The sequence below is a fragment of the Calothrix sp. CBUCES-K 9914 genome (assembly GCF_059640475.1).
In genome coordinates this window covers 1-21,593 of record NZ_JBXXZH010000004.1, presented here as the reverse complement: position 1 = coordinate 21,593, position 21,593 = coordinate 1, and the positions used below count along the sequence as shown (strand labels likewise).

Here is a 21,593-nt window from a genome sequence, read left to right as displayed (position 1 = left end):
TTGGCTTTACTTATTCATTTTTTCCTAGATTATTTCCAAAATCCAGATTATTCATCTAATCTTTGATTTCAGTTATACTGACTACGTAATATAATTAGGCTAATTAGTTTAAAAAATGTTAATTTTAAACTAATTAAGTAATATTATTTAATCTAATACAAATAACTCGACTATTTTTTAAGTATATCTACTTAATAATTATACTAAATTTGTAAAAAGCGTATATGTAAGTAGTACTATGCCGTTGTTAAATTCATACTGGTAAATATGGATACAAAAAATAATATAGTTTGTTAACAAAACTACATGCTATTATGTATATTTTTTTACTTGCGTATTTTACAGTAGTAATAAAAGCACATGTCTTAGTATTTTTAATTAAGTGAGATTTATACAGTATTCCGCCAGATATCGACACTAAATTAGATTTTTACCTTTACCTATATCGATTTATAGATTGGGTTATGATCTTACCAGAAAGACTGGAAAACGAGTTTTGGAAAGAGTTAAAACATTTTGAGGAGGAACAGACTATGCCTTATCTTACCACAGGTGAGCGGATTGGTTACAAACTTGGCAGAGAGGAAGGACGAGAGGAAGGACGAGAGGAAGGTAAACAAGTGCTGATTTTGCGTCAACTGTTACGACGATTCGGAGAATTATTGCCTCAAGTGCGCGCGCGTGTTCAGTCTATGAATTCAACTCAGTTAGAAGCACTTGGCGAAGCGTTGTTAGATTTTACTAGTGTTGATGATTTAAACAACTGGTTGCAGGAACATTAAATAATATTTATGTATTAGCGCGGGTTTAGAACTAGTGCTGTAAAAGTTACAGATTCCTCTAACCCCGCCACTTAAAAGCTTCTATTGGAAGGATTGGAAAACTATATTAAAACTGTTTGAAGAGGAACAGACTATGCCTTACATGACTACAGGTGAACGAATTGGTTACAAGCTTGGCAGAGAAGAAGGACTAAAAGAAGGTAAACAAGTGCTGATTTTACTTCAACTGTCACGACAATTCGGAGAATTATCACCTCAAGTGCGTGCGCGTGTTCAGTCTATGAACTCGACTCAGTTAGATGAACTTGCCGAAGCGTTGCTAGATTTTACTAGTGTTGATGATTTAAACAAATGGTTGCAGGAACATTAAATCTTTATTGTTTATTGCTCAATATTAAAGATTGCTTCTAGAAGGAAAAGTCCTAGTTCTTTGTTTAATGGTTCGTTGTGTTGGGGACACCCTGAAGCGTGTAAACATCTAGGACATCCGATTTCGCAGCTACATCCAGATGCTAATGCATATGCTTTCTGGGCAAATTTGCTGATGTCGTGAAATATTGCTTCTGCGGCGCCGTTTCCTCCTTCACATGTATCATAAAAGTAGTTGTATGTTCTACCTTCTTTTTCGGTGACGATACCATCTACGTCTAAACTTGATGATAATACTACTAACGGTACGGCTTTGATTATTTGATGTTGCAAACTGTGAAGCGCTATAAAATCAGCGGCGCCTGTCCATAATGGTTGTAAGGATTCGGGTATAGTCATACCATACTTGTTTACAATTTCTTGTTTTAATAAACTCACCTGAGTGCGAAGTGCTTTTTTGAGTGCATCGTTCAAGTCTATCAACACACATGGCGCCTGATATTTAGTAACATATGGTGATTCAAACATGATTTCATCTTGCAGCGTCGTTACTTCTGCTGCATAAATTGGGCGCCGACATTTTGGACAAGAGTGACCTTCTAAAGATTTTTTAAAATTCGCACACTGTTGATTTTTACAAGTTTTACCGTATGTACGCTTCATCAAACGGTATCCTGTCACGCTGGTGGTAATTTCTCCCCAAGCAAGTGTTAACCGAATTCTAGCATCCTCAATGTTCGTATTGATTATTTTGGGCTGTGCTAGTGTGGATAAAGGTACTATATCTAATTCAGATTCCGACTCAGTATATAAAGTTGTTTCTTTACCTAGATACGTCAGTTGCGCTTCTCCTTTTTCTACATTCAAACTTTCGCAGCGGTAAGCAACAATATCACCGTTCTCGTCTTGAAGAAAATAAATTGCTTCGGGAAATACTTCGCGATACGCTACCTCAAGCGACATTTTTTCAAGAATATCTCCTGAGTGTTTATCAATCAAATTAATCGAAGTATTTGCTGCACTTCGCAAATTAACCTCTTTATGTGGGTATCCATGACCCCACAATTTACCCCCATTGCTTAAGTAAAGTTTACTTTGCTGTAGTAATGAGTCAGCTATCGTACCTGCAACACTACCAAAGCGATGATTAATTTCTCTTAATGCCAAAGCACTTTCGACACATCCACATTCCAAATGTTTTCCTAATATGGTTGGATAATCAGGATTGAATGCACTCGACTCAACGTCTCCCGATAAAAGCTGCTGAGGATTTTTTGCGTAGTATACATCAATTGGGTTTTGCGCTAACGGTAGATATACCACGAGTCCATGCTGTTTACGTCCTGCCCTTCCGACTCGTTGCCAAAATGACATCAAACTACCGGGGAAACCACGTATTAAGCAGCAATCAAGTTCTGGTACGTCGATTCCTGCTTCTAAACTAGATGTTGAAATAATTACCTTAATTTGCTTAGACTGTAACTTGGAAATAATTTCTCGGCGCCGTTCGACGGTTAATGAACTGTAAAATAAAGCGATTTGGTTGGCTAGATGTCCGCATCCAGTGCGTTGAGTTTCACGTTGAATTAATCCTAGTAATCCTTTGACAGCAGCGCGCGAGTTACAGAATACAATCCCACTTAGATTATACTGTAACCAGGAAATAATCATTTTACTAGCTTCAACATTCGCGGCACTACTAGGTTCAAGACACAATAAACTTCGACCGGCAGTATCTGCACCACTTTCTCGAATTAAGTATAACCGATTTGGTTGCTGTGTTCTGCCGCTAAATCGTAACGCCATTTCTTGAGGATTACCAATTGTTGCGCTCGAACAAATGAACTGTAATTTATTTGAATTACCACCGACAGCATCAACAGCTAACCGTAATCTTCGCATCAAGTTAGCAAAGTGGGCACCAAAAGCACCAATATAAGTATGTGACTCATCGATGACAACATAACGTAACTGTCTCAAAAATAGGCGCCATCCTTCACCTTCTTGTGGGCGCCGTATATTATATAGATAATGATGAAGTAAGTCGGGACTAACGGCTAAGATATTGGGAGGATAAGGAATAAATAACTGCTGTCTTTCATCTCTGGGAGTATCCCCAGTCATCAAGGCAATTTTAATTCGGTGGTTTGGAATAGCTTTGACTAACTGCTGTAACTTCCGCATTTGGTCAAGCGCCAAGGCTTTGAGTGGAAAAATATATAATGCTCTAGTATCTGGCTGTTTAATACAAGATTCAAGAATCGGTAAATTATAGCAAAGCGTTTTTCCGGAAGCAGTTGGAGTTGTAATACTCAAATCATAACCCGCGCGGAGCTTATTCAAAGCTTCCAACTGGTGCGAATAAATTGTATTCACACATATATTCTGTAAACCCAACTGTAAATTAGAAGGTAAATCTTCGGGTATCGGGTGAATACTGCCACCGACACCGTGTTTTATATCAACTTTGGTTATCGTGGGTGCAAAGTCGCGCGCAACAGATTGAAATGCGATATTTGGAATTTTGTCAATATCTTCCCCAATACTCGCTAAATCCGATTTATCATCATAATCATTACCACTTACACTTAAACTGGCGCCGCTTTCCTTAATCAAGCCTTTTTCGATTACATCTTCCCAATCAGCGAACTGCGTCGGGTTAACTTCTTCAATAAACTTTACAATCAAGCGTTTACCCAACACTGCCATCACTTCTCCCACACCATACTCAGGAGAATAAACGAATTTAGATGGCGCCAACCATTGGGGAGGTTCGTTAATTGTTTGGTTAGTCGCGCGGAGAATAGCAGCGTAGTCAGTAGGCTTATCAGTCACAATAATAACAAAGTAGGGTGCGTAACTGCATCAAAAAACCACAAATTAGACTCAGAACGAATGCAGTTACGCACCATTTTAATACATTTAATTAAATCAAATAAAAAAGTTTTCTCTTGTGAAGCAGCCAAGGATGCCTGCTTTTGTAATTATGACTTTAAAGGATGCCCATCCCACAAGAGAGATAATTTAATTTATTCAAATAAAAATAGATTACGCACCTATACAGCAAAATGATAGTCCAATTTGTTAATTTGTTTCCTGAAACGGAAAGTGGTTATCACCTGTTATTTCAAAAAAGAAAGCACACAATTGACTCAATGTCATTAAATATTAGACAAATAAAAATCTGTCCGCGACGATAATATTTTTCAACTATATAGTCATATAATTAAAAATATACCATCTAATGCATCGCCAGTATGCCACGTAAGAAGCCCGAACGAGCCGACAATGACTCACCGTGGAAGGAAGTTTTGGAAGCATACTTTCCACAAGCAATACAATTTTTCTTCCCAAACACAGCTAAAACCATTGACTGGACACGTCCCCACGAATTTTTGGATAAAGAATTTCAGAAAATAGTTCGTGCCGCAGAAACAGGAAGACTATACGCAGATAAACTAGTCAAAGTTTGGGATATTAAAGGCAAAGAGACCTGGCTCTTAATTCACGTAGAAGTCCAAGCTGTAGTTGACGACAATTTTGCTGAGAGAATGTATGCTTATAATCAGAGAATTTATCAGCGCTTCGGAAAACATCCTATAAGTCTGGCAATTTTGTGTGACAATAACCCAAAATGGCGCACGTCCCAGTATAAATTTAAACACCCAGACACAAGTTTTGTCTTCAAATTTGGAATAGTCAAGCTATTAATATACTTAGAACGTTGGCAAGACCTAGAAAACAGCGAAAATATTTTTGCCATAGTTGTAATGGCACATCTAAAAATGCAGCAAACAGAAAAGCTGCCACAGGAACGTAAAATATGGAAACTCTGGCTAGTTAGACGCCTTTACGAAAAAGGTCTTATTCAGCAAGATATCCGTAACCTTTACCGCTTCATGTAGACAAAACTGACACGCATCGACGGCGCCAGTAATTTATTGTATACACTCTTCATCTATACAAAAATATATTTTATACGTATAAGTTCAGTAGGAAATGTTAATATGTTATTGTTCGTGAGGACGCTGAGAAATGTCTAAATTGACTGAAGCGCTTGAAAGAATAACGGTAACGCGTGGTTTCCGTTTTACTGAAAAGGGCATGAGCTTAGAAGAGGTTGAAAGACGGCTTAGTTTTTTCCCATTTAGGCTATCAAATGAGGCTTATGAGTTTTATCAATGGGCAGGGGCGCCTATAGGAGACCGCCGTCCCGATGATTGGGATGGTTCTTACAATGACAGTTCAACTTATGAATGTTCATTAGAAGGACTACTTGAAAAAGCCGATGACTTGATTCACTTCTTGTCTATTGAGGAAGCTGAAAAATATTATTCTCCTAGAGACGCGGATATTTATGACCCAAAATGCCTTCCATTTGTTTCGTATGAGAATGGTTTGTTAGTCATTGTTGGTTCGCTTACCCCAGTTGAAACTTCTCCTGTGCTGCAACGAGAGGACGCAAATAACGACAAGTTATGGTTTCCGAGTTTGACGAACATGATGTTAGCAATTGCAGAGTCTTTAGAGACGGTTGGGTCAATTTTACCAAGTTTATGCAGTAGATACGACGATGAAGACTATGGAACTGATGAGTATGATAACAAAATTAGAGAAAAGTGTAAAATAGTAGAAGCTATTGCAAAAAAGTATGGTTCTCCGAGGGGAATAATTCTTACTAATTAATTCTGTTCGTCAAAGGATAAAATTTTAATACATTTATTGCAAAGTATTTAAGTAAAAGTTATTAAAAACTTAATCGCTTCAGCCTTATCTTGAAATCGAAGCGTGAATAATATCGCCATGATTGTAACAAATATCAATCTCATATTGTAAAATGGGTATGAGCGTAGTTTGAACGGAACGTAAATACCATAAGGTGCCGAATCTCCAATTACGAAATAAACCTTTGCAGATGATTGACAAACTATATGCAATGCTATCCAAACTTTAGCTATGTCTAAAAAATAGCAGGCAATCATTAAATCATAATTCTTTTTACTACCATATCATAACCTTTCTTAAGATAATTTATAGCATTTTTCTGGTTAGTCGCGCGGAGAATCGTAGCGTAGTCAGTAGGCTTCTCATAGTCAAGGTCATGAAAATTACCGTACCTATCTTGCCAAGATATCTTTTTGCTAGTTCTTGCTTATCATCACACTTGTACTAATTGCTTGAGCAACTTTAATATTTGTAATACCCGATATAGTCCATTTTGTTGATTTGCAATTGTAAATTCGTCTGATAAAGCATATTGAGGCGTATCTTGCTTTATTAACTTGATAAACTGAAAGTGTTTACCATTCGTTACAAAACCAAAAACTGGTTTTTCATCGTTGGAAGTCGCCATCATATAAATTAAAGCTTGTGGCAATGCGACATCAACACTAAATTGCTTATTTTTTGCCTCAATGATTACTGCACAGAGACGTTTGAGTAAAATTCTTATATCAATTTTGCCACGTATTATTTCTTCCCCATCTTCTACAGCAATTTTTATATCCGCTTCTGCTTGCGGATATAATGGGAACCGTAAAAGACCTGCTAACGATAATAATGGCGCCAAGACAGAGAGTTTTACGATTTCTTCATGCAATGGATACTTCATCAAAGATAAAAAATCATCGCGACTTCTATCTAAACATTCCTTTTCATATTCGTTTAACTTAGGTAAATCAAGTTGCCATTCTGGAAAAAAAGATTCTGTTGTAACCTGCACTAAGTTAAACTTTTCTTCTACTTCATACAAGGATAATTCGCTTGCTTGGGTTGTTTTAACCATTTTAGTATTATAGGTTTGGTTTGGTTTACTCTCTTACCTCTGTTCCTCTGTGTCTCTGTGGTAAAAAATTATTTAATAACCACAAAGCTAATAATCACTGTCAGCAACACAAATCCCTTTACACTTAATGCCATTAGTCGCAGTTCGCTTACAATGAACGCATAAAATTTTTTCTTTTTCTGCTTCTCGCTCTATCTGAGTATTAATACTTACCTGCGGCTGATCTTTTTCTGTCATAAGGATACTATTTAGCTTTCCCATCATATTTTACAATCATTCCAAGCAAAAAGCCGATAATCGTTCCAGAAATATGACCAATGAAACTAATACCGGGTGTAGTCAAATCAAATACTGTTTGTAGTAAAATAATAAACAAAAATTGTCGCAAATTTTTAGAGGCAATCTTAACTTTATGTCTCAACCAATCACGTAAAAAGATTGCAATCAAAACACCAATTAAACCCATTAAGCATCCAGAGGCACCTACTATAAACGTTGCTTGTGAATAGCCTAAAACTGACATTATAGTAACTGTCAGCATTGAACCTAAGCCTGTCATTAAATATACAAATAAATATTGTGGTACTCCTAAGATAAGTTCTACCAAGCGACCGAATAAATAAACACCAAACATATTCATTAACAAGTGTAACCAGCCAAAGTGAAGAAATGTTGCTGTAAAAAGGCGCCACCAATCTCCAGCTAATACTTGTTTTGGAACTAATGCACCTAATTTATATAAAGCGTAAACACTAGTACTGCCACCAAATTTAATTTCCAAAGCGAATGCTACTAAATTTAAACCAATAATTAAAAACGTGGCATTTGGTCGTCTTCGCTGACTTTCGCTTCTCCCTCCATACCAAGCTTCTTGTTCCATATCTGTAATTATTTGGTCAAGAACATGTTGAGAAGAGCGCGTTAACTCAGATGATGCTAAAATACAAGGTTTCGTTAGGCGCCATTCTATAGCTTGGCGAATACGTATATCTTTAGTCTCACTTATACTCAAAAGTTCAGAGCGCGCAATTTCTAGACTTCCGGTTGCTTGTTCTGCGGTGGCTAACCAAAATATTTTAATAATTTGAGGGTACATGAAGAGCAAATTGTCAAATAATTTTGCGACTTGTTCCTTTTGTCCACAAAATGATAATACAAGCATTCTCGCATAACTGCGTGTTTCTAAATTGGTTTTTTCTATACTTAACTGAAATTGCTGCCATGCTTGTAACAAGCCATTAACATCACCTGTTTCTCCTAAAGAACGTAAGTAGGTAAGCAGTACATATGAATCTTTACTTAATACCTCTGATTGAATATTTATTTGCATCCATACTAGTAATTCATACCAACGAGAATTCATTTGGTAAAGAGTAATTGCAGCATATCTACCAGTTAAAGTTGCTGATGATTGGTAACGTTGAAAAATAAGAGTTGCTTCATCAATCAACCCCTCTTGAACCATTGAAAGTGCTTTGATTAGTTGTGGTTGCTCGCGCCATCCATCCGCAGGGTGTAGCAACCGCACTATAATGGACATTATTCTTGCTTGTTTAAACTTTTGTTGCGTTACAAGTTGATTAGTATTTATAATCGCAATGCTAGGAACAACTATTAGCAAAGCCCACAAGCTCCCACCAACTAAGCCAGCAATAGTTGGAGTAAAGTATAATAGTACTGCTGTGACAACAAAGACAAACGCTGCAACTAAAAACCAACCAGAAGTAAAAACAGCGGAATTACGAATTCCCTTAATAACTAGCGAAATGCACGATATGAAAACTATCCAAGTCAATAAGTGGTTTAAATCCATAAGGGGAATTCGTTTAGCTTAATTTTAAACCTCTTGAGCGTTGATATTCCATAAGCTAATGTAATAACCCATTTTTTCTACTTCATTTGATTTAATGTGGGAGCCAAAATAGACGATTGGACAAGCAAGAGGGGAAGCAGGCGCCACGATAGCATTATAATCATTCTCAATTGCCAGTAATTCTTCTGCGTGTGTACTGTTTAAAATCCGTACTATTGTATTAGTATGAGTGCCGTGTTTGTCAGTCAGATTAACACGGTTGTAAATCAACTCAACTTTAGGCATGATAAAAATACCTTCCGCACGAAGGTGAATAAGGCGACTGCACCCAGGTATCCAAGCTTTGTGCAGTCGCCTTTCGATTGTACAATGCAATTGTACCCAATTGTGAGTTTTTATGTACCCAAAACAAACCCGCAAAAAAGATAAAGATTTATAAAGGAAATTTTTACCATTCCCAAGGTGAGATGAGTTTGAAACAATAGAGAACGAATAGTAAACATATGGCTTACACAATAATGTCCCGTAAAGATGAAAGACTCCAGATTCCCGCTTTAGGGGAATATTTCGATGATTTGCTTACAATTGACAGTTGGTTGAACAGGAAAAATAAGGTACAACAGGGTCAGAGCTTGCTTTGTGCAAAACTCGAAGAGGAGGAAGCAACAATTAAAGAACGAATCGAGTACTTAGCAAAGAAGCGTGGCATTAGTGCAGAAGAACTATGGTTTGACATCCTAACAGGAAAAGCTGCTCAGTTACCTGCATCAGAAATTGAGATAACTTATAAACCGGGTAGTGAGGGGTAATTGTAAGGTAGGCGCCGACTTCTCAAATCTCTTAACTGTTATACAACAGTGTTAGGGGGTTTTGGGCGCGTAGACAAACTTTGAAGTCGAAGTAGTCTATTTATATGCTGGGGTGTTACCTCAATATCAAACTCTTTTGCTAAATGTTTACTTAACAATGTTGCTGACCATTGCTTCAAAGAATAACCGTAATCACGAGGACTGCTGTTAACTAATTCTTTTAAACGTTCTAAGTACTGGTCATTAACACGAGTAGGGCGCCCAATTGGACAATCTTGCCATTGATGAGCCATACCTGAACGAGCTATATCCATCCAATGACGTGCTGTTGCCGCACAACATCCCAAGCTACGACAAATAAGAGCTTGAGTTTCCCCTTCATCAGCAAGCAACATAATGTAGATACGCTGACGATATAACCCAGCTAAATCGGATTGCAGACTTTTATATAGTAGCTTCCGCTGGAATGGTGTTAAAAATTTTCCACTACCAATTTCCAGATTGCCAGTACCAATTTTATTTTCGTAACTTGACATCTCTTTAAAACTAAAGCTTTATTTACAAGTCCTGAAACACACTAAAGCTAAATATAAATAAGTCATAAATTCAGCTAGTAACTTTGTACAAACATCATTTTAACCTCATATTAGCTTTATACTGCTACGGCAATATTAAGCACCTTCCGGAATAAAACCAGTAATTATTACTAGATTTCTAGATGCCATACATGAATTTAACATCTCTTCTCAACTTTTATACGTATAAACACGTATAAGAATTGATTTTATACTTAGATAGCGAGTATGAGGCGCCTGATGTAAGATGCGAAGCGAGTATGAGTGGATATGTGAAGATAAATAGGTGAGGAAAATCGGAATTATGAAAGTACACCCACGGGAAATTTATAATTTATTGCTGGAGTCGAGTCAAACAGACGCTACCGTGCGGGAGATAATTATTGGACTTACATGGACATACTGCCAAGCTGATGGAATTGGGTTGTGCATGAGTCCCGGTCAACCAACCCGTACCTTACCTTGGTCAGGAACGCTAGTAAATCGAAAAATTAAAGATTTGGCGCCTTGGGTAAAATCATGGGATAATTATGAAGCGACTATTGGAATGGCAGCAATCAACGCAGCGATTAACCCAACATCCACACTAATTGCAGCTTCTCAACCTTTATCTCCGACTGTTTCTCCAAATCTTGCTGTTTTTGAACATTTTTTACCTCAAATTCGAGGCAAACGAGTTGTAGTCATTGGACGCTATCCAGGGTTATCGCAGTACGAGCAAGAAATAAACTTAACGGTTCTAGAACGTCAACCAAGTTCACAAGACCTTCCTGATACCGCTTGCGAATATATGTTACCAGAAGCCGACTGGGTATTTTTAACTGCGACCTCAATTGCAAATAAAACCTTTCCACGTTTAGCGGAATTATCGCAAAATGCTGTATTGGTACTGATGGGTCCAACTGTTCCTTGGTTGCCAGAACTAGCAAATATGGGAGTTGATTATCTAGCTGGTGTTACCGTTACTCAGGAAAACTCACTTAGACAAACAATTGCAGAAGGAGGAGGTACAAGAATTTTTGAAACGGGTGTGCAATATCAAGTTGTAAAATTATCTACTTCGACTCATTATTGATTCATTCTGTAACTTTTTTCAATTTGGGAACCATTGGTTCCCAAAACCGCATGTAGAGATTTAACTATCGACAAACTTTAATTTGCGGGATTACAATAAACCATTCTTGAATTATACCTGATGTCTCATCTATTTTGCAATAACGGTATATATTTTTAACTTTTATCTCACCCGAACGGAACTCAAATTCTCCTGGTATACACCCATAGGATGCTAAACGACTGTTTCCTTGTTGAGATGAGGCACCGACTAATTGACCGTCTACTGTTAAAATATCCCAACCGTTTGAATATGAGTTGACTTTCATCAACAACTCGGCACCTTCTTTTAAGTCAACAATAGTCTGCTGATTTTTCTTAGTGCTGTAATGTCCAGCAAAAATATCATCAGCTACACATAGTCGTGTATCAAAGTCATAAGTCTGCGGACTCAATAGCAGTTGTCGTAATAACCGAAACAAAAAGTACGGTAAACCGATTTAATGGGTTGTATGGTGCGGTTATACGATGCGGTTATTTGGTGCGTGACGCTATTAGACTTGCTCTTCGTTTCAAAATTTTGGTAGCGTCACGCACCCTACGAATATACATACCCAAATAATATAACTTTTCAAAAGTATATAATTTAAGGTGCTTTCTAGCATTGCAAATTATCCTGTGGAACTCATAACGCGCTCGGTGATTCAATCGCTAGCAATTACAATATCTGTAGATTTAATGACCGCATAAGCATCTTTACCTACTTCGAGTTCCAGTTCTTCGGCAGAAACTTTAGTAATGACTGAAGTCAACTTAACTCGATGCACAATTTCTAGCGTCACCTCACTGTTAACAGGGCCAGTAACAATTTCTGTAACGACACCTTTAAGGATATTACGAGAACTAACTTTTAGTGCTTTCTTCTTGGAACTAATATCGGAGTCAGGAGTTTCAGCATACTCGGTTTGAGTTGTAGATATTTTAGCAGCTGTTTTCTGTTTAATTGATTTGGCTTCTGCTGAGGAAGATTCTTTAGTCAAATTCCTGACAAGTTCCCGTAGTATCTCTGTTTTTGTGCGTTGAGATTGCTGACAGTACTCTTCTAGGAGTTTGCGCTCCTCCTCTGATGTTTGAAACGTTATCCATCCTTGTTCTTTTCTTGGCATAAATTTTACCAAGTTTCTTGGTAAGTTGGTTAAATGATTGGTAAGATGCTACTACCAAGCTTCAATTCTATAGAAAAAATCTCTCATAGTGCGAGTTTTCCATGAACAGAAGAAGGTTTTTTGCCTTTGTTGGGGCATCACCAATAAGTCGGCGCCTTCTATTGTAGTAGGAAGCGTCGAACACTAGCTAGCAGGTTCCCACAAGTATGGTTGTGGGAATCTTTTCTTTTATTTTACCCTTATGTGTATATGCCGGCATTACTCACAACTACGAAGTACGGTGCATGACATGCATCGCCAAGGCTATTTAAGTTAATTTATTCTGAATAAGTTAAAGAAGTTATTGATAATATTATGCCCTTATTGATAATTGTCTTTCTCCTCTAACGCCACCTTGACTGGGCTGCCCTCCCTGATGTATATGATAGGCATGTCGTAGCGGCTGCTATAACGGGCAACTGCGATGTTAGCGTCACCTTTAACCTAAAGGATTTTCCCGATGCTGCCCTTACAGCTTATGGACTAATCGCCGTGCATCCTGATAATTTCATCCTACAATAGAGACGCAGAGTACACTGAGGCAAGAGTTAAGAGAGAACTGAGTTTGGCGCCTACTTTTTTATACAAAGTTATTATACACGGGCAAGAATGCCCGTTCCACAAGGTTCCACAAGATAATTTTATTTATAGAGTTTAATAACTGAGGTTAAAGTCAGCGGTAGAAACGTTGTAGCCACCATATTCATCCATATAACGGAGAATTGAAGTGCCATTTTTATCATGACTAACTTCGTTATTTAACAGAAGTTTGGCTACTCCACCAGAACCACGCAAGTGAGTGCCTGCTAAAATTCCAGAAAGACTAATTGTAATTGTTTTTGATGTTCCTCTGTCGGTATATGTCTTTTGTTTGCCAAGATAATTATTTATTGACTGCCCTTTTGCTGCCAAGGCGCCGTTCACACGTTGCCAGTTTAACTGAAAAGCTTCACGAATAGCAATTTCTTGGATTTGAGGCGAATTTTGAAATTGTTCTTTACTAGTAATGCCATTCTTCCCTGTCCAAGTACCTTGCCAATAATTTTTTTTGGCGCCTTGACCAAAGAAAGTTGTAGCTTTGTAATAACCAAGGTCTATCAATAAAGGTTCCCCAAATTGATACTTACCCATAAAACCCAGTGAGTTTTCTACTTTGTATTGATTTGGGTTTCCTGGTGGCAAACCAGATTCAAATGCTCCCAAAGCTTCGAGCATCTGCTGAAAATTTCCTTTACCAAAAAAAGGCGCCGATTTTTGTGTATAACTTTGTGTATAACTAGATGCAGTAGGAATACATATTTGCTGTCCTGGCTGTAAATATGAAACTTCTATCTCCGTAAAAGTACTACCATCTACTTTTCTAATTTCACGCCAACGATTACCATTACCTAATTGAGCTTGAGCAATTGAAAAAAGCGTATCTCCTGATTTGAAAATGTATGAACTACCATATTGACAAGACAAAGTATTTTGAGCAATAGCAACTGCTCCTAAAGACTGCATACCGATTAAAACTACAGCGAAAGATTTACATAAAATCATATATTAACCTTTTTTAGTTTAAGTTTGTGGAGTTAAGATTTATACATCTATCTTAGGTAAGAAATTTTCAAATTAATGCTTGTGCATAATTACAATATGTTGCTACCCATATCTACATATTAAGACTCTGGTTAAATTTTTTTAGTACCGACAGCGTAAATTATGTACAAATTTAAATTTTCAAAAAGAATAATTAGAATTGTCACCATTAACTTAGCACTGTATTGAGCAAGGAGAACGTTTGTTTCAAAAAGTTCGCCTGAATGATGGTAATGAAGAAGTAAAAGTAGACGCTGGTAATGGCAAGGTACTTTATACTGAAAATGAACAAGAGAATGAAGCTTCTCGTTCTAAGAGCAGTATACAAGTTCCCCAACAAGATAACGAAAATGAAAGTAACGAAGGACGTAGATAAAATTATCAATTAAAATAATGTAGAGACGTGACATGTCACGTCTCCACACATATCACGTTTGCAAAAATAAAATTTATCTTGAATTTTCTTCGTCTATTGCATTACTATTATTGTAACTTCTAGATTTTGTGCTTTATACTGCTAAGTAATAATACTCTAATTGCCATTATGTCTACAAAGAAACATACAGAAGTAGTAAGTAGCATACCTGGAAGAACACGGTTTCGAGTTCCTACACATCATCGTAATGAGCATGATATGAACCGTGTTGCTACTCGTTTACAAGATTCGGCTGGTGTTTGTAATGTTGAATACAATGTTAAAACAGGCAGTATCCTTGTCAATCACGAGCATCACGAAGGTAAATTTGAAGATATCAAGAATGTTATGCGAGATTTAGGTGTAGTTTTCGCCGGTGTTACCGAAGCTGGTGAGCTTGTACAAATTGGTGGTAAATCACAAGAAGGTTTAGATTTACCTGATGCTGTTTATGATTTGAACCTGCGATTAAGAGAGGCAACGGGCGGTATTATCGATTTACGGTTTGTATTACCGCTTGCTTTAGCTTGGTTGGGTGTCTTCCAATACATGACTTATGGGTTGCAATTTGAGTTGATTCCCTGGTACGTTTTATTTTACTTTGCCATTGATACCTTTACTAAGCTCAACTTCTGCCGTCAGGCGCCTGCAACCTAAATTGTAAGATAAATTTACAATCATGAATCGGTGCGTGACGCTACAAGTCTTATATCTATGTTGAAATCCCTTATAGCGTCATGCACCTTACTCTTTATTCCTAAGTGCTTTAATATCATTACGCAATTTAAAAAATTCACTACGCAACGCATCGATTTATTTAGTATTTGCAAATAATGACATTGATAAGTAATATTAAAAGGACATGCAGGGGTAACGGGAATTAAACTAACAGACGCAGGAATTGAAGAGAAAAAAGTATAGGTTGGGTGAAGGCTTTGCGTAACTCAACCTACTTAATACTAATTTAAATTATTGATAATTTAATCTTAAAAATCAAAACCGAGCTACATTATAATACTTGCAATAGTAATAGCTCATATTTCGGATACCGTAGCAAAAATTTGCTACTTTATTCTTAAAGAGGCGCCGTAACCAAAATCATCAAGTAGTATAACAGCGCACTTCTTACAAGTTTGATATCATGAATGCTCTAGCCATTTGCGACCAGCACTTTCTGCGGCTTGAGCGCTCCTGTAAACTTTGGATTTTCCGTAAACACTTCCGGACGGGCTAATTACACGGAATTGCCACAGGTGGCTACCAGTGTAGAAAACCATTAACACAAAGTGGTTGATGCCTGTAACCTGTTGAATTATTGTTCTTGTCATGCAGTGTATTCTTTAGCACATAATCTACACTCTTATAACTTTGAATATACCTATTTTGTCAACTGTATTCCAAAAAGATTTATTACAGATGGCGCCAGTGAGATATATTTAAATGTGAAGTTATATTGAATTATGATACAAAATAATGTAGAGACTAAACATACTTAATCTCTACGAAAATTTGATTATGCTTATGCTACTATTAATTCATTAACGATACAAGCCGAGAAAACCAGTAAACAATTTCTGGGTCAGAAAAAGTTGTTAAACGGGCGATTTCACAGGCAGTTTGGTATATTTCAGCACCTTTAGGTTGATTTGTTAACCCTGCATGATTAAGTAGCGCAGTTTTCAAGTCACCTGGGTAAGTAGGTAGTGTTTTTCCCTCTACCCAACAAATACGGTTAAGAATAGGACTCCAATCAGTTCCACCAACAGAACTATGGGTATACATGACTTTAATGATTTTTTTTAGTTTATACTTCTAATTTAAACAGGAATATTCATAAAATCAAATATTCTTAGTTGTCGAAATGATAAATTTTAGTTATCAGTGTAAATTTTGACACTAGTAGAGACGTTACATGTAACGTCTCTACTGGAATAATATAAATTTGTTAGTTTGATAAAGATGTCACATTTATAACACAGTGTTTTATGACTAAGGAGATATAATCATTTTGGAAAAGTTTCATTTTCCATCATCAACAATATATTGTATTCTGCTACTCAACTATATATGTATAATTATTTAGAAGGTTCACACAACGTGAAACCAGATGAAGCGGCGCCTGTTATCAACTCAACTTTTTGGGTAGTTCAGAGAGTAGTTGCTTGTTTGTTGGTGATTGGGTTTGGTGTTTTACTGGGTTTCGTTATAGCGTTTTTACCAGTCGCACTGCTGATAAAGTTAGCTCATCAACAATCTGAAAAGAAAAAAATATCTAATACTTATAATAGTTTGATAACAAGATATTACAATAATACACTATTTATAGTGTAATACAAAGGAATGAGAATAAGGGTAATATTGCCATTTCAAGCTTCGGTGTGGGAAAACTAATGTATAACCTAACACATTTATTTCCATACCGAACAATTTATGCGCGCGCTTGTTTAGTTATCTTTTGGCAAAAAATGCTACTCAAAATTCATCGATCACCCGTAAGACTATATATAATATGGGGCTGCGAGTTACAAATGTAGTCGTCGTAAAAAGTCGGCGCCACTCGTATTAGTGATATTATAGTGCAATCATTACGCTCATTTTCGCGACTTGACGAAGCTGAGTACAAGGAAGTAGATATACACGAAGGCATAGAAAACACATTACTAATTATACAGCATCGTCTGGAATTAGTCTCAACCAGACCAGAAATAAAAGTAATTAAAGAGCATGGTCAATTACCTTTAGTTAAATGTTATCCTAAACAACTAAATCAAGTATTTTTAAATATTTTGAATAATGCGATAGATGCAGTAGAAGCGGTTAAAAGAAATAATTTTGCTTCAATGATTAAAATTTCTACTCAAGCTGTGGAAAAAGACTGGATACAAATATCTATTTCAGATAACGGTGTTGGTGTAAACGAGGAAGCAATAAAATATATATTTGAACCTTTCTTCACAACTAAACCAGTAGGGAAAGGAACTGGTTTAGGTTTGTCGATAAGTTACCAAATTATTGTCAAAACCCATCATGGCAAGTTGTCGTGCAATTCTCAGTTAGGTAACGGTGCCGAATTTATGATTACGATTCCAGCTAGTGATGCTGCTAACTTCCATGACTTGACATAGTTTTGTCATAATCTCCCATCATACTATAAATAAACGTTATTGAAAGACTATTCTATTTTACCTTTATGCAACTCCAATCTAGTAACCTAATCAATAAAGTCGTAAAACAAACAACTAATCTAAAAATTTTAGCTGCAACTGCCGCAGTGAGTTTACTGGCAACTGTACTTCCCATGAACACGACGACAGTAAACACTAGTTCCATGAGTTCACGCGAAACAGAACAAGCTTCTCAAGCTGGACTAATATTAGCTTCTGCTGCTGTCGTTGGTCTTGGTATCGGCGCCTTACAAGCTTCTAAAAATAGTAGCCACACTGGTATTAGCTCTTATCAAACCCCAAAACGCAATCAAGTTAATGCTATCACCCTTGAGCAAGTAAACGGTAAACTCCGCACGCAGCTTTTAACTTTGCTACATAAAGATGTACAAACAGCTAACCGACTGCTCACTCAAGCTATGTTCAAGTATCCAGACAGAACAATTAATTGGTACGCTGAAAAAGTTATTTACGACCTAACGCGCGACCGTGGCGCCTATTAATCAAAAGTAGGGTGGGCACTGCTAGCCCTGTCAAGGTGTACCACTTGCGTACTAGCTGGAAGCCTTATTTTTACGTTGTACCCCCAACCCTGAAATATAAAATTGAGCGCAAATTTTGTTTTTTGCTTTCAAATTTTAATCAGTGAAAGGCTAAAACCCTTATAAATGGGTAGTACTCATGCTCACCTTGACAGGGCTAGGTGGGCACTGCCCACCCTACTCAACATAATGTAATTTAAAATACAGGTTGCCCACTAAAATTACCTGGGGGACTATATCTACAAACCAAAATATCATTACCACCAGCGCGCGAAATAGCACAGCCTATCTGGGTAGTTTTTCGCCAAACGATTTGAGTATAATGTCCAACCTCGTACCAATTACCTGTAGTACTAACATTTGGAAAGCGACCAGATTTAAAATACTGCTTCTCACAACCCCAAGAGTCAACCATATTTGTATAGTTAAAAGCGCCAGCTGTTCCCATCCATAAATTTTCACCTTGTCCCGGACGTGTACTGTTGGAACTGTGTTGCAGTCTTCTTCCACCTAATGATGCTAAATAATTTGCCCATTTTTGAGCATCACTAGAAAGTTGATTTGACCAAGTGACTGGTGGTACTCCAACCTGGCTTCGATATTTGTTATGCGCCTTCAATATATCACTATTCATCGTTCTTGGATTAGTTGGTCTTGATGCTTGAGGAGGACAATCTTTTGATGACTGCTTGACCACCGGAGTACCGTTAGCTGTTAAATTGTAGCTTGGCAAGGCCACCATAGAAGTCAATATCCCTGACCAAACAAAACTAAACCCAAGAGCAAATTTGTTTTTATGCATATTTTACTTACTATTCCTGAATTAATTCACTACTACGCAGCGCCTTGTGCGGAAAATTAGATCAAACTCAAGCAATATAATATACAAAAAAATTCTTCTTCAGGATTTTATAGTTTCTTTATTAATATTTATGTACTATATTTGTTTTAATTTTGTGGACGTATGAAAAAATTACCACAGAGTCAGAGTAGAGACGCGATTAATCGCGTCTCTACAGAGAGAAGTGCTTGTATTTTACAAGCATCGTGTTCATGCGTATTTAATCGCATGTCAATAAACATGATTTTTTTCAATAAACCCATAAAGTAACCATTTTCAGCCTGCGTAGGCAATTTTTGCTTGTATATTTTTACCATTGATGGTGTAAATCAAAATATATTTGACAAATCCGATATATCGCGATAGATTGTTTATAGCGATAACGATATATCGTGAAATGTTGATTAGGAGTATATTATGTTTGGAAGATTTCCGAGGCACGCAGGAGCGCCAGCATGGGCAGAAGGAAGTTTTGGCGGCAGCTTTTTTGGAAGTGAGCGCTTTAAACACAAAGAGTCATTTGGTCATGGGTGGGGTTCTGGGCACCGTACTCGTCGTGGTGATATGAAGTTTATTCTGTTGGAGGTGTTATCTGAACGTCCCCAACATGGGTATGAAATTATCAAAGAGTTAGAAACTCGTCGCGGTGGGTTTCGTCGTCTAAGTCCTGGTTCTGTGTATCCAACGCTTCAAATGTTGGAGGAAAGCAATCATTTAACGAGTGAACAGGTTGAAGGTAAACGTGTTTATACTATTACTGACAGTGGAAGACAACTGTTAAGCTCGCGCAATCAAGATTCTAATTCAGAAAATGCCTGTGATAGCTTTACAGCAAGTACACCTTCTGAATTAACTGAGTTGCGCGGGACTTTAACCGAGTTGAATGATGCTGTTACAATAGTTGCTCGAAGCGGTAATAAAGAGCAGGCAAGTCAAGTACGTGAAATGCTTGCTACTGTTAAGCGTGAGATTTATAAAATTCTCGCTCAGTAGTAGGAGTATACAGATGCTGTAATATTAGGTTGCAGACTTCTGTTGCAGCAATTGTGTTGTCGGTTGAAGTTGATTTTTGAGTGGTGATAAACAACGGTTTATCTTCTGGTAAAACGTCTATACTGCCATGTGAACCTTTAACTAGGGTGGCATCTAATGGAATAACATCCATTAAATAGCGGAAACCTAATTGTTTCTGCAATAGTTTTAAACCAACTTTCAGCTTTGGCAATTTAATTTGTGGGTTGATGAATAGTTCTACAGGGTCGTAACCTGGTTTGCGGTGGATATCGACGGTACGCGCAAAGTCCGGCGCCTTGTTATCATCGAGCCAGTAATAATAAGTAAACCATGCGTTATTATTGGCGACAGCAACTAGCTCACCTGAGCGCGAATGATTTAAGCCGTGTAGTTTTTTCGCTGTATCATCTAATATATAGGCGATACCATCAATTGATTCAAGTACTTCTCTTACTATTGAAGTATACTCTGGGTCATTTATATAGACGTGGGCAAGTTGGTGGTCGGCAACTGCAAATGCTTTACTGGCGCCTGCGTCTAATATTTCGCGTCCTAGTTCTTCCCTGACTGTTAATAAACCCTTTTCACGAAGGACGCGGTTAATATGAATTGGTTGTGATACATTCGTGATACCATATTCTGATAGCACAATTACTTTGGCGCCTCGTTTAGAGTAGAAGTCAATCAAATCGTAACAAACTGTATCGATTTCTTGTAAATCTTTAACTATGTTCTTTTCATCATACCCAAACTTCTGTAAACAGTAATCCAAATGTGGTAGATATATTAATGTTAATGTTGGGTTAGATATTTCTTCTGTCCATTTAGCGGATGCAGCTATCCATTGTGTAGAGTCTATAGATGTATTCGGGCCCCAGAATTTGAACAGTGGAAATTGACCTAGTTCTTTTTGTAATTCAAATCGCCAGTTACTTGGTTGGGTGTAAATATCAGGTAATTTTCTGCCATCAGCAGGATACATCGGTCGCGGAGTAATTGAGTAATTAGCTTCGGAGTACATATTGTACCACCAAAACAAGTTAGCACAGCTAAACTCTGGATTATTAGCGCGCGCAATATCCCATATTTTCGGTGACTGCACTAATTTGTTTGACTGGCGCCAAAATTTTACCTCACATTCAGAGCGAAAATACCAACCGTTAGCAACTATTCCATGTTCATGTGCTAATTTCCCAGTTAAATATGTAGCTTGTGCAGTACAAGTAACAGCAGGGAGTACAGGATTTATTGTAGTAACTTGAGCGCACGTTGCCCATTGTGAAAGTTTTGGGGTATACTTCAATAGTCGTGCGGATAATCCGACAACGTTGATAACAACCGTTTTATTCATGCTTTTAATTGTTTTATTTATAAACTTAGCTGATGCAACAAATAAAAACATGACAAAATTTTAGGTCTTTACAACATAATTTTTGGTTGTAGGGTGCGTGACGCTAAGAACAATTCTGAACAAAGCGTAAATCTGGTAGCGTCACGCACCTTTATGAGTGATTATGAATTTATTGCGTGGCGCCATAAGATTATGAATTTATTGTATGGTGCCACAAGATTATGAATTTGGTGCGTGGCGCCATAAGATTATGAATTTATTGTATGGTGCCACAAGATTATGAATTTGGTGCGT

23 protein-coding genes and 2 pseudogenes are annotated in these 21,593 nt (G+C 37.3%); 12 read left to right on the top strand and 13 right to left on the bottom strand.

The genetic code is table 11. From position 1 onward, the window contains the following. Positions 1-440: 440 nt before the first annotated feature. Both AC2JBO_RS01405 and AC2JBO_RS01400 read left to right on the top strand, forming a co-directional pair. Positions 441-782, top strand: a pseudogene (locus AC2JBO_RS01405) (DUF4351 domain-containing protein); the annotation flags it as partial. A gap of 133 nt (positions 783-915) precedes the next feature. Further along, positions 916-1,152, top strand: a complete 237-nt coding sequence (locus tag AC2JBO_RS01400; RefSeq protein WP_496951831.1) for a DUF4351 domain-containing protein — start codon at positions 916-918, stop codon at positions 1,150-1,152. A gap of 11 nt (positions 1,153-1,163) precedes the next feature. Here the strand turns inward: AC2JBO_RS01400 and AC2JBO_RS01395 are convergent, their stop codons facing one another. Continuing rightward, positions 1,164-3,986 (bottom strand): DEAD/DEAH box helicase, encoded by a 2,823-nt coding sequence (locus AC2JBO_RS01395; RefSeq protein ID WP_496951830.1) that lies wholly within the window; start codon positions 3,984-3,986, stop codon positions 1,164-1,166. 422 nt (positions 3,987-4,408) lie between these two features. Here AC2JBO_RS01395 and AC2JBO_RS01390 point away from each other — a divergent pair. After that, positions 4,409-5,053 (top strand): annotated as a pseudogene (locus tag AC2JBO_RS01390) (hypothetical protein); the annotation flags it as partial. A gap of 133 nt (positions 5,054-5,186) precedes the next feature. Further along, on the top strand, positions 5,187-5,837 hold the full coding sequence (locus AC2JBO_RS01385; RefSeq protein WP_496951829.1) for a hypothetical protein: 651 nt from the start codon (positions 5,187-5,189) through the stop codon (positions 5,835-5,837). Between the two features lie 472 nt (positions 5,838-6,309). Here AC2JBO_RS01385 and AC2JBO_RS01380 read toward each other — a convergent pair whose 3' ends face one another. The 4 genes from AC2JBO_RS01380 to AC2JBO_RS01365 form a co-directional block, all read right to left on the bottom strand. Beyond that, positions 6,310-6,936, bottom strand: coding sequence for a restriction endonuclease subunit R (locus tag AC2JBO_RS01380; protein WP_496951828.1), 627 nt, complete (start codon positions 6,934-6,936; stop codon positions 6,310-6,312). Between the two features lie 87 nt (positions 6,937-7,023). After that, positions 7,024-7,173, bottom strand: a complete 150-nt coding sequence (locus AC2JBO_RS01375) for a DUF8639 family protein (protein WP_496951827.1) — start codon at positions 7,171-7,173, stop codon at positions 7,024-7,026. 7 nt (positions 7,174-7,180) lie between these two features. Then, positions 7,181-8,749: a rhomboid family intramembrane serine protease gene (locus tag AC2JBO_RS01370; RefSeq protein WP_496951826.1), complete on the bottom strand. Its 1,569-nt coding sequence runs from the start codon at positions 8,747-8,749 to the stop codon at positions 7,181-7,183. 24 nt (positions 8,750-8,773) lie between these two features. Continuing rightward, positions 8,774-9,034, bottom strand: a complete 261-nt coding sequence (locus AC2JBO_RS01365) for a hypothetical protein (protein WP_496951825.1) — start codon at positions 9,032-9,034, stop codon at positions 8,774-8,776. A 218-nt stretch (positions 9,035-9,252) separates the two neighbouring features. Between AC2JBO_RS01365 and AC2JBO_RS01360 the strand changes: the two genes are divergently transcribed. Beyond that, complete coding sequence (locus AC2JBO_RS01360; RefSeq protein ID WP_496951824.1) at positions 9,253-9,558, top strand: hypothetical protein; 306 nt, start codon at positions 9,253-9,255, stop codon at positions 9,556-9,558. 38 nt (positions 9,559-9,596) lie between these two features. Here AC2JBO_RS01360 and AC2JBO_RS01355 read toward each other — a convergent pair whose 3' ends face one another. Beyond that, positions 9,597-10,094 (bottom strand): helix-turn-helix domain-containing protein, encoded by a 498-nt coding sequence (locus AC2JBO_RS01355; protein WP_496951823.1) that lies wholly within the window; start codon positions 10,092-10,094, stop codon positions 9,597-9,599. A gap of 343 nt (positions 10,095-10,437) precedes the next feature. Between AC2JBO_RS01355 and AC2JBO_RS01350 the strand changes: the two genes are divergently transcribed. Beyond that, positions 10,438-11,208: a Rossmann-like domain-containing protein gene (locus AC2JBO_RS01350; RefSeq protein WP_496951822.1), complete on the top strand. Its 771-nt coding sequence runs from the start codon at positions 10,438-10,440 to the stop codon at positions 11,206-11,208. Positions 11,209-11,272: 64 nt separating this feature from the next. Here AC2JBO_RS01350 and AC2JBO_RS01345 read toward each other — a convergent pair whose 3' ends face one another. From AC2JBO_RS01345 to AC2JBO_RS01335, 3 genes are all read right to left on the bottom strand, one after another. Then, on the bottom strand, positions 11,273-11,668 hold the full coding sequence (locus AC2JBO_RS01345) for a hypothetical protein (RefSeq protein ID WP_496951821.1): 396 nt from the start codon (positions 11,666-11,668) through the stop codon (positions 11,273-11,275). A gap of 222 nt (positions 11,669-11,890) precedes the next feature. Next, entirely contained in the window at positions 11,891-12,352 is a 462-nt protein-coding gene (locus tag AC2JBO_RS01340) for a TOBE domain-containing protein (RefSeq protein ID WP_496951820.1), read from the bottom strand. Between the two features lie 693 nt (positions 12,353-13,045). Next, positions 13,046-13,933 carry a LysM peptidoglycan-binding domain-containing protein gene (locus AC2JBO_RS01335; RefSeq protein ID WP_496951819.1) on the bottom strand — a complete coding sequence of 296 codons (888 nt, stop codon included), beginning with the start codon at positions 13,931-13,933 and terminating at the stop codon, positions 13,046-13,048. Between the two features lie 241 nt (positions 13,934-14,174). Between AC2JBO_RS01335 and AC2JBO_RS01330 the strand changes: the two genes are divergently transcribed. Together AC2JBO_RS01330 and AC2JBO_RS01325 are read left to right on the top strand one after the other, a co-directional pair. After that, the gene (locus tag AC2JBO_RS01330) at positions 14,175-14,348 is read left to right on the top strand and encodes a hypothetical protein (RefSeq protein ID WP_496951818.1); all 174 of its coding nucleotides are present in this window, start codon (positions 14,175-14,177) and stop codon (positions 14,346-14,348) included. 168 nt (positions 14,349-14,516) lie between these two features. Beyond that, entirely contained in the window at positions 14,517-15,044 is a 528-nt protein-coding gene (locus AC2JBO_RS01325; protein ID WP_496951817.1) for an HMA2 domain-containing protein, read from the top strand. A gap of 482 nt (positions 15,045-15,526) precedes the next feature. Here the strand turns inward: AC2JBO_RS01325 and AC2JBO_RS01320 are convergent, their stop codons facing one another. Then, positions 15,527-15,715: a hypothetical protein gene (locus AC2JBO_RS01320; RefSeq protein ID WP_496951816.1), complete on the bottom strand. Its 189-nt coding sequence runs from the start codon at positions 15,713-15,715 to the stop codon at positions 15,527-15,529. A gap of 202 nt (positions 15,716-15,917) precedes the next feature. After that, the gene (locus AC2JBO_RS01315; protein WP_496951815.1) at positions 15,918-16,169 is read right to left on the bottom strand and encodes a hypothetical protein; all 252 of its coding nucleotides are present in this window, start codon (positions 16,167-16,169) and stop codon (positions 15,918-15,920) included. A gap of 285 nt (positions 16,170-16,454) precedes the next feature. On the opposite strand from AC2JBO_RS01315, the gene AC2JBO_RS01310 reads away from it, so the two are divergent. From AC2JBO_RS01310 to AC2JBO_RS01300, 3 genes are all read left to right on the top strand, one after another. Beyond that, on the top strand, positions 16,455-16,718 hold the full coding sequence (locus AC2JBO_RS01310) for a hypothetical protein (protein ID WP_496951814.1): 264 nt from the start codon (positions 16,455-16,457) through the stop codon (positions 16,716-16,718). A 245-nt stretch (positions 16,719-16,963) separates the two neighbouring features. After that, positions 16,964-17,512, top strand: a complete 549-nt coding sequence (locus tag AC2JBO_RS01305) for a sensor histidine kinase (RefSeq protein WP_496951813.1) — start codon at positions 16,964-16,966, stop codon at positions 17,510-17,512. A gap of 65 nt (positions 17,513-17,577) precedes the next feature. Beyond that, positions 17,578-18,054, top strand: a complete 477-nt coding sequence (locus tag AC2JBO_RS01300; protein WP_496951812.1) for a hypothetical protein — start codon at positions 17,578-17,580, stop codon at positions 18,052-18,054. Between the two features lie 235 nt (positions 18,055-18,289). Here the strand turns inward: AC2JBO_RS01300 and AC2JBO_RS01295 are convergent, their stop codons facing one another. Beyond that, positions 18,290-18,895 (bottom strand): CAP family protein, encoded by a 606-nt coding sequence (locus tag AC2JBO_RS01295; protein ID WP_496951811.1) that lies wholly within the window; start codon positions 18,893-18,895, stop codon positions 18,290-18,292. A 456-nt stretch (positions 18,896-19,351) separates the two neighbouring features. On the opposite strand from AC2JBO_RS01295, the gene AC2JBO_RS01290 reads away from it, so the two are divergent. Then, complete coding sequence (locus tag AC2JBO_RS01290; RefSeq protein ID WP_496951810.1) at positions 19,352-19,927, top strand: PadR family transcriptional regulator; 576 nt, start codon at positions 19,352-19,354, stop codon at positions 19,925-19,927. On the opposite strand, the gene AC2JBO_RS01285 is transcribed toward AC2JBO_RS01290, so the two are convergent. Next, the gene (locus AC2JBO_RS01285) at positions 19,893-21,299 is read right to left on the bottom strand and encodes an alkaline phosphatase family protein (protein WP_496951809.1); all 1,407 of its coding nucleotides are present in this window, start codon (positions 21,297-21,299) and stop codon (positions 19,893-19,895) included. The two genes, AC2JBO_RS01290 and AC2JBO_RS01285, sit on opposite strands and share 35 nt — an antisense overlap. Positions 21,300-21,593: the final 294 nt, after the last annotated feature.

Excerpts from the sequence above, each read along its gene's own strand:
- AC2JBO_RS01295 (WP_496951811.1), bottom strand. The coding sequence starts at position 18,895 with ATGCATAAAAACAAATTTGCTCTTGGGTTTAGTTTTGTTTGGTCAGGG.
- AC2JBO_RS01300 (WP_496951812.1), top strand. The coding sequence starts at position 17,578 with ATGCAACTCCAATCTAGTAACCTAATCAATAAAGTCGTAAAACAAACA.
- AC2JBO_RS01315 (WP_496951815.1), bottom strand. The coding sequence starts at position 16,169 with ATGTATACCCATAGTTCTGTTGGTGGAACTGATTGGAGTCCTATTCTT.
- AC2JBO_RS01400 (WP_496951831.1), top strand. The coding sequence starts at position 916 with ATGCCTTACATGACTACAGGTGAACGAATTGGTTACAAGCTTGGCAGA.
- AC2JBO_RS01385 (WP_496951829.1), top strand. The coding sequence starts at position 5,187 with ATGTCTAAATTGACTGAAGCGCTTGAAAGAATAACGGTAACGCGTGGT.
- AC2JBO_RS01290 (WP_496951810.1), top strand. The coding sequence starts at position 19,352 with ATGTTTGGAAGATTTCCGAGGCACGCAGGAGCGCCAGCATGGGCAGAA.
- AC2JBO_RS01360 (WP_496951824.1), top strand. The coding sequence starts at position 9,253 with ATGGCTTACACAATAATGTCCCGTAAAGATGAAAGACTCCAGATTCCC.
- AC2JBO_RS01285 (WP_496951809.1), bottom strand. The coding sequence starts at position 21,299 with ATGAATAAAACGGTTGTTATCAACGTTGTCGGATTATCCGCACGACTA.
- AC2JBO_RS01310 (WP_496951814.1), top strand. The coding sequence starts at position 16,455 with ATGTATAATTATTTAGAAGGTTCACACAACGTGAAACCAGATGAAGCG.
- AC2JBO_RS01320 (WP_496951816.1), bottom strand. The coding sequence starts at position 15,715 with ATGACAAGAACAATAATTCAACAGGTTACAGGCATCAACCACTTTGTG.
- AC2JBO_RS01370 (WP_496951826.1), bottom strand. The coding sequence starts at position 8,749 with ATGGATTTAAACCACTTATTGACTTGGATAGTTTTCATATCGTGCATT.
- AC2JBO_RS01325 (WP_496951817.1), top strand. The coding sequence starts at position 14,517 with ATGTCTACAAAGAAACATACAGAAGTAGTAAGTAGCATACCTGGAAGA.
- AC2JBO_RS01335 (WP_496951819.1), bottom strand. The coding sequence starts at position 13,933 with ATGATTTTATGTAAATCTTTCGCTGTAGTTTTAATCGGTATGCAGTCT.
- AC2JBO_RS01340 (WP_496951820.1), bottom strand. The coding sequence starts at position 12,352 with ATGCCAAGAAAAGAACAAGGATGGATAACGTTTCAAACATCAGAGGAG.
- AC2JBO_RS01375 (WP_496951827.1), bottom strand. The coding sequence starts at position 7,173 with ATGACAGAAAAAGATCAGCCGCAGGTAAGTATTAATACTCAGATAGAG.
- AC2JBO_RS01365 (WP_496951825.1), bottom strand. The coding sequence starts at position 9,034 with ATGCCTAAAGTTGAGTTGATTTACAACCGTGTTAATCTGACTGACAAA.
- AC2JBO_RS01350 (WP_496951822.1), top strand. The coding sequence starts at position 10,438 with ATGAAAGTACACCCACGGGAAATTTATAATTTATTGCTGGAGTCGAGT.
- AC2JBO_RS01355 (WP_496951823.1), bottom strand. The coding sequence starts at position 10,094 with ATGTCAAGTTACGAAAATAAAATTGGTACTGGCAATCTGGAAATTGGT.
- AC2JBO_RS01380 (WP_496951828.1), bottom strand. The coding sequence starts at position 6,936 with ATGGTTAAAACAACCCAAGCAAGCGAATTATCCTTGTATGAAGTAGAA.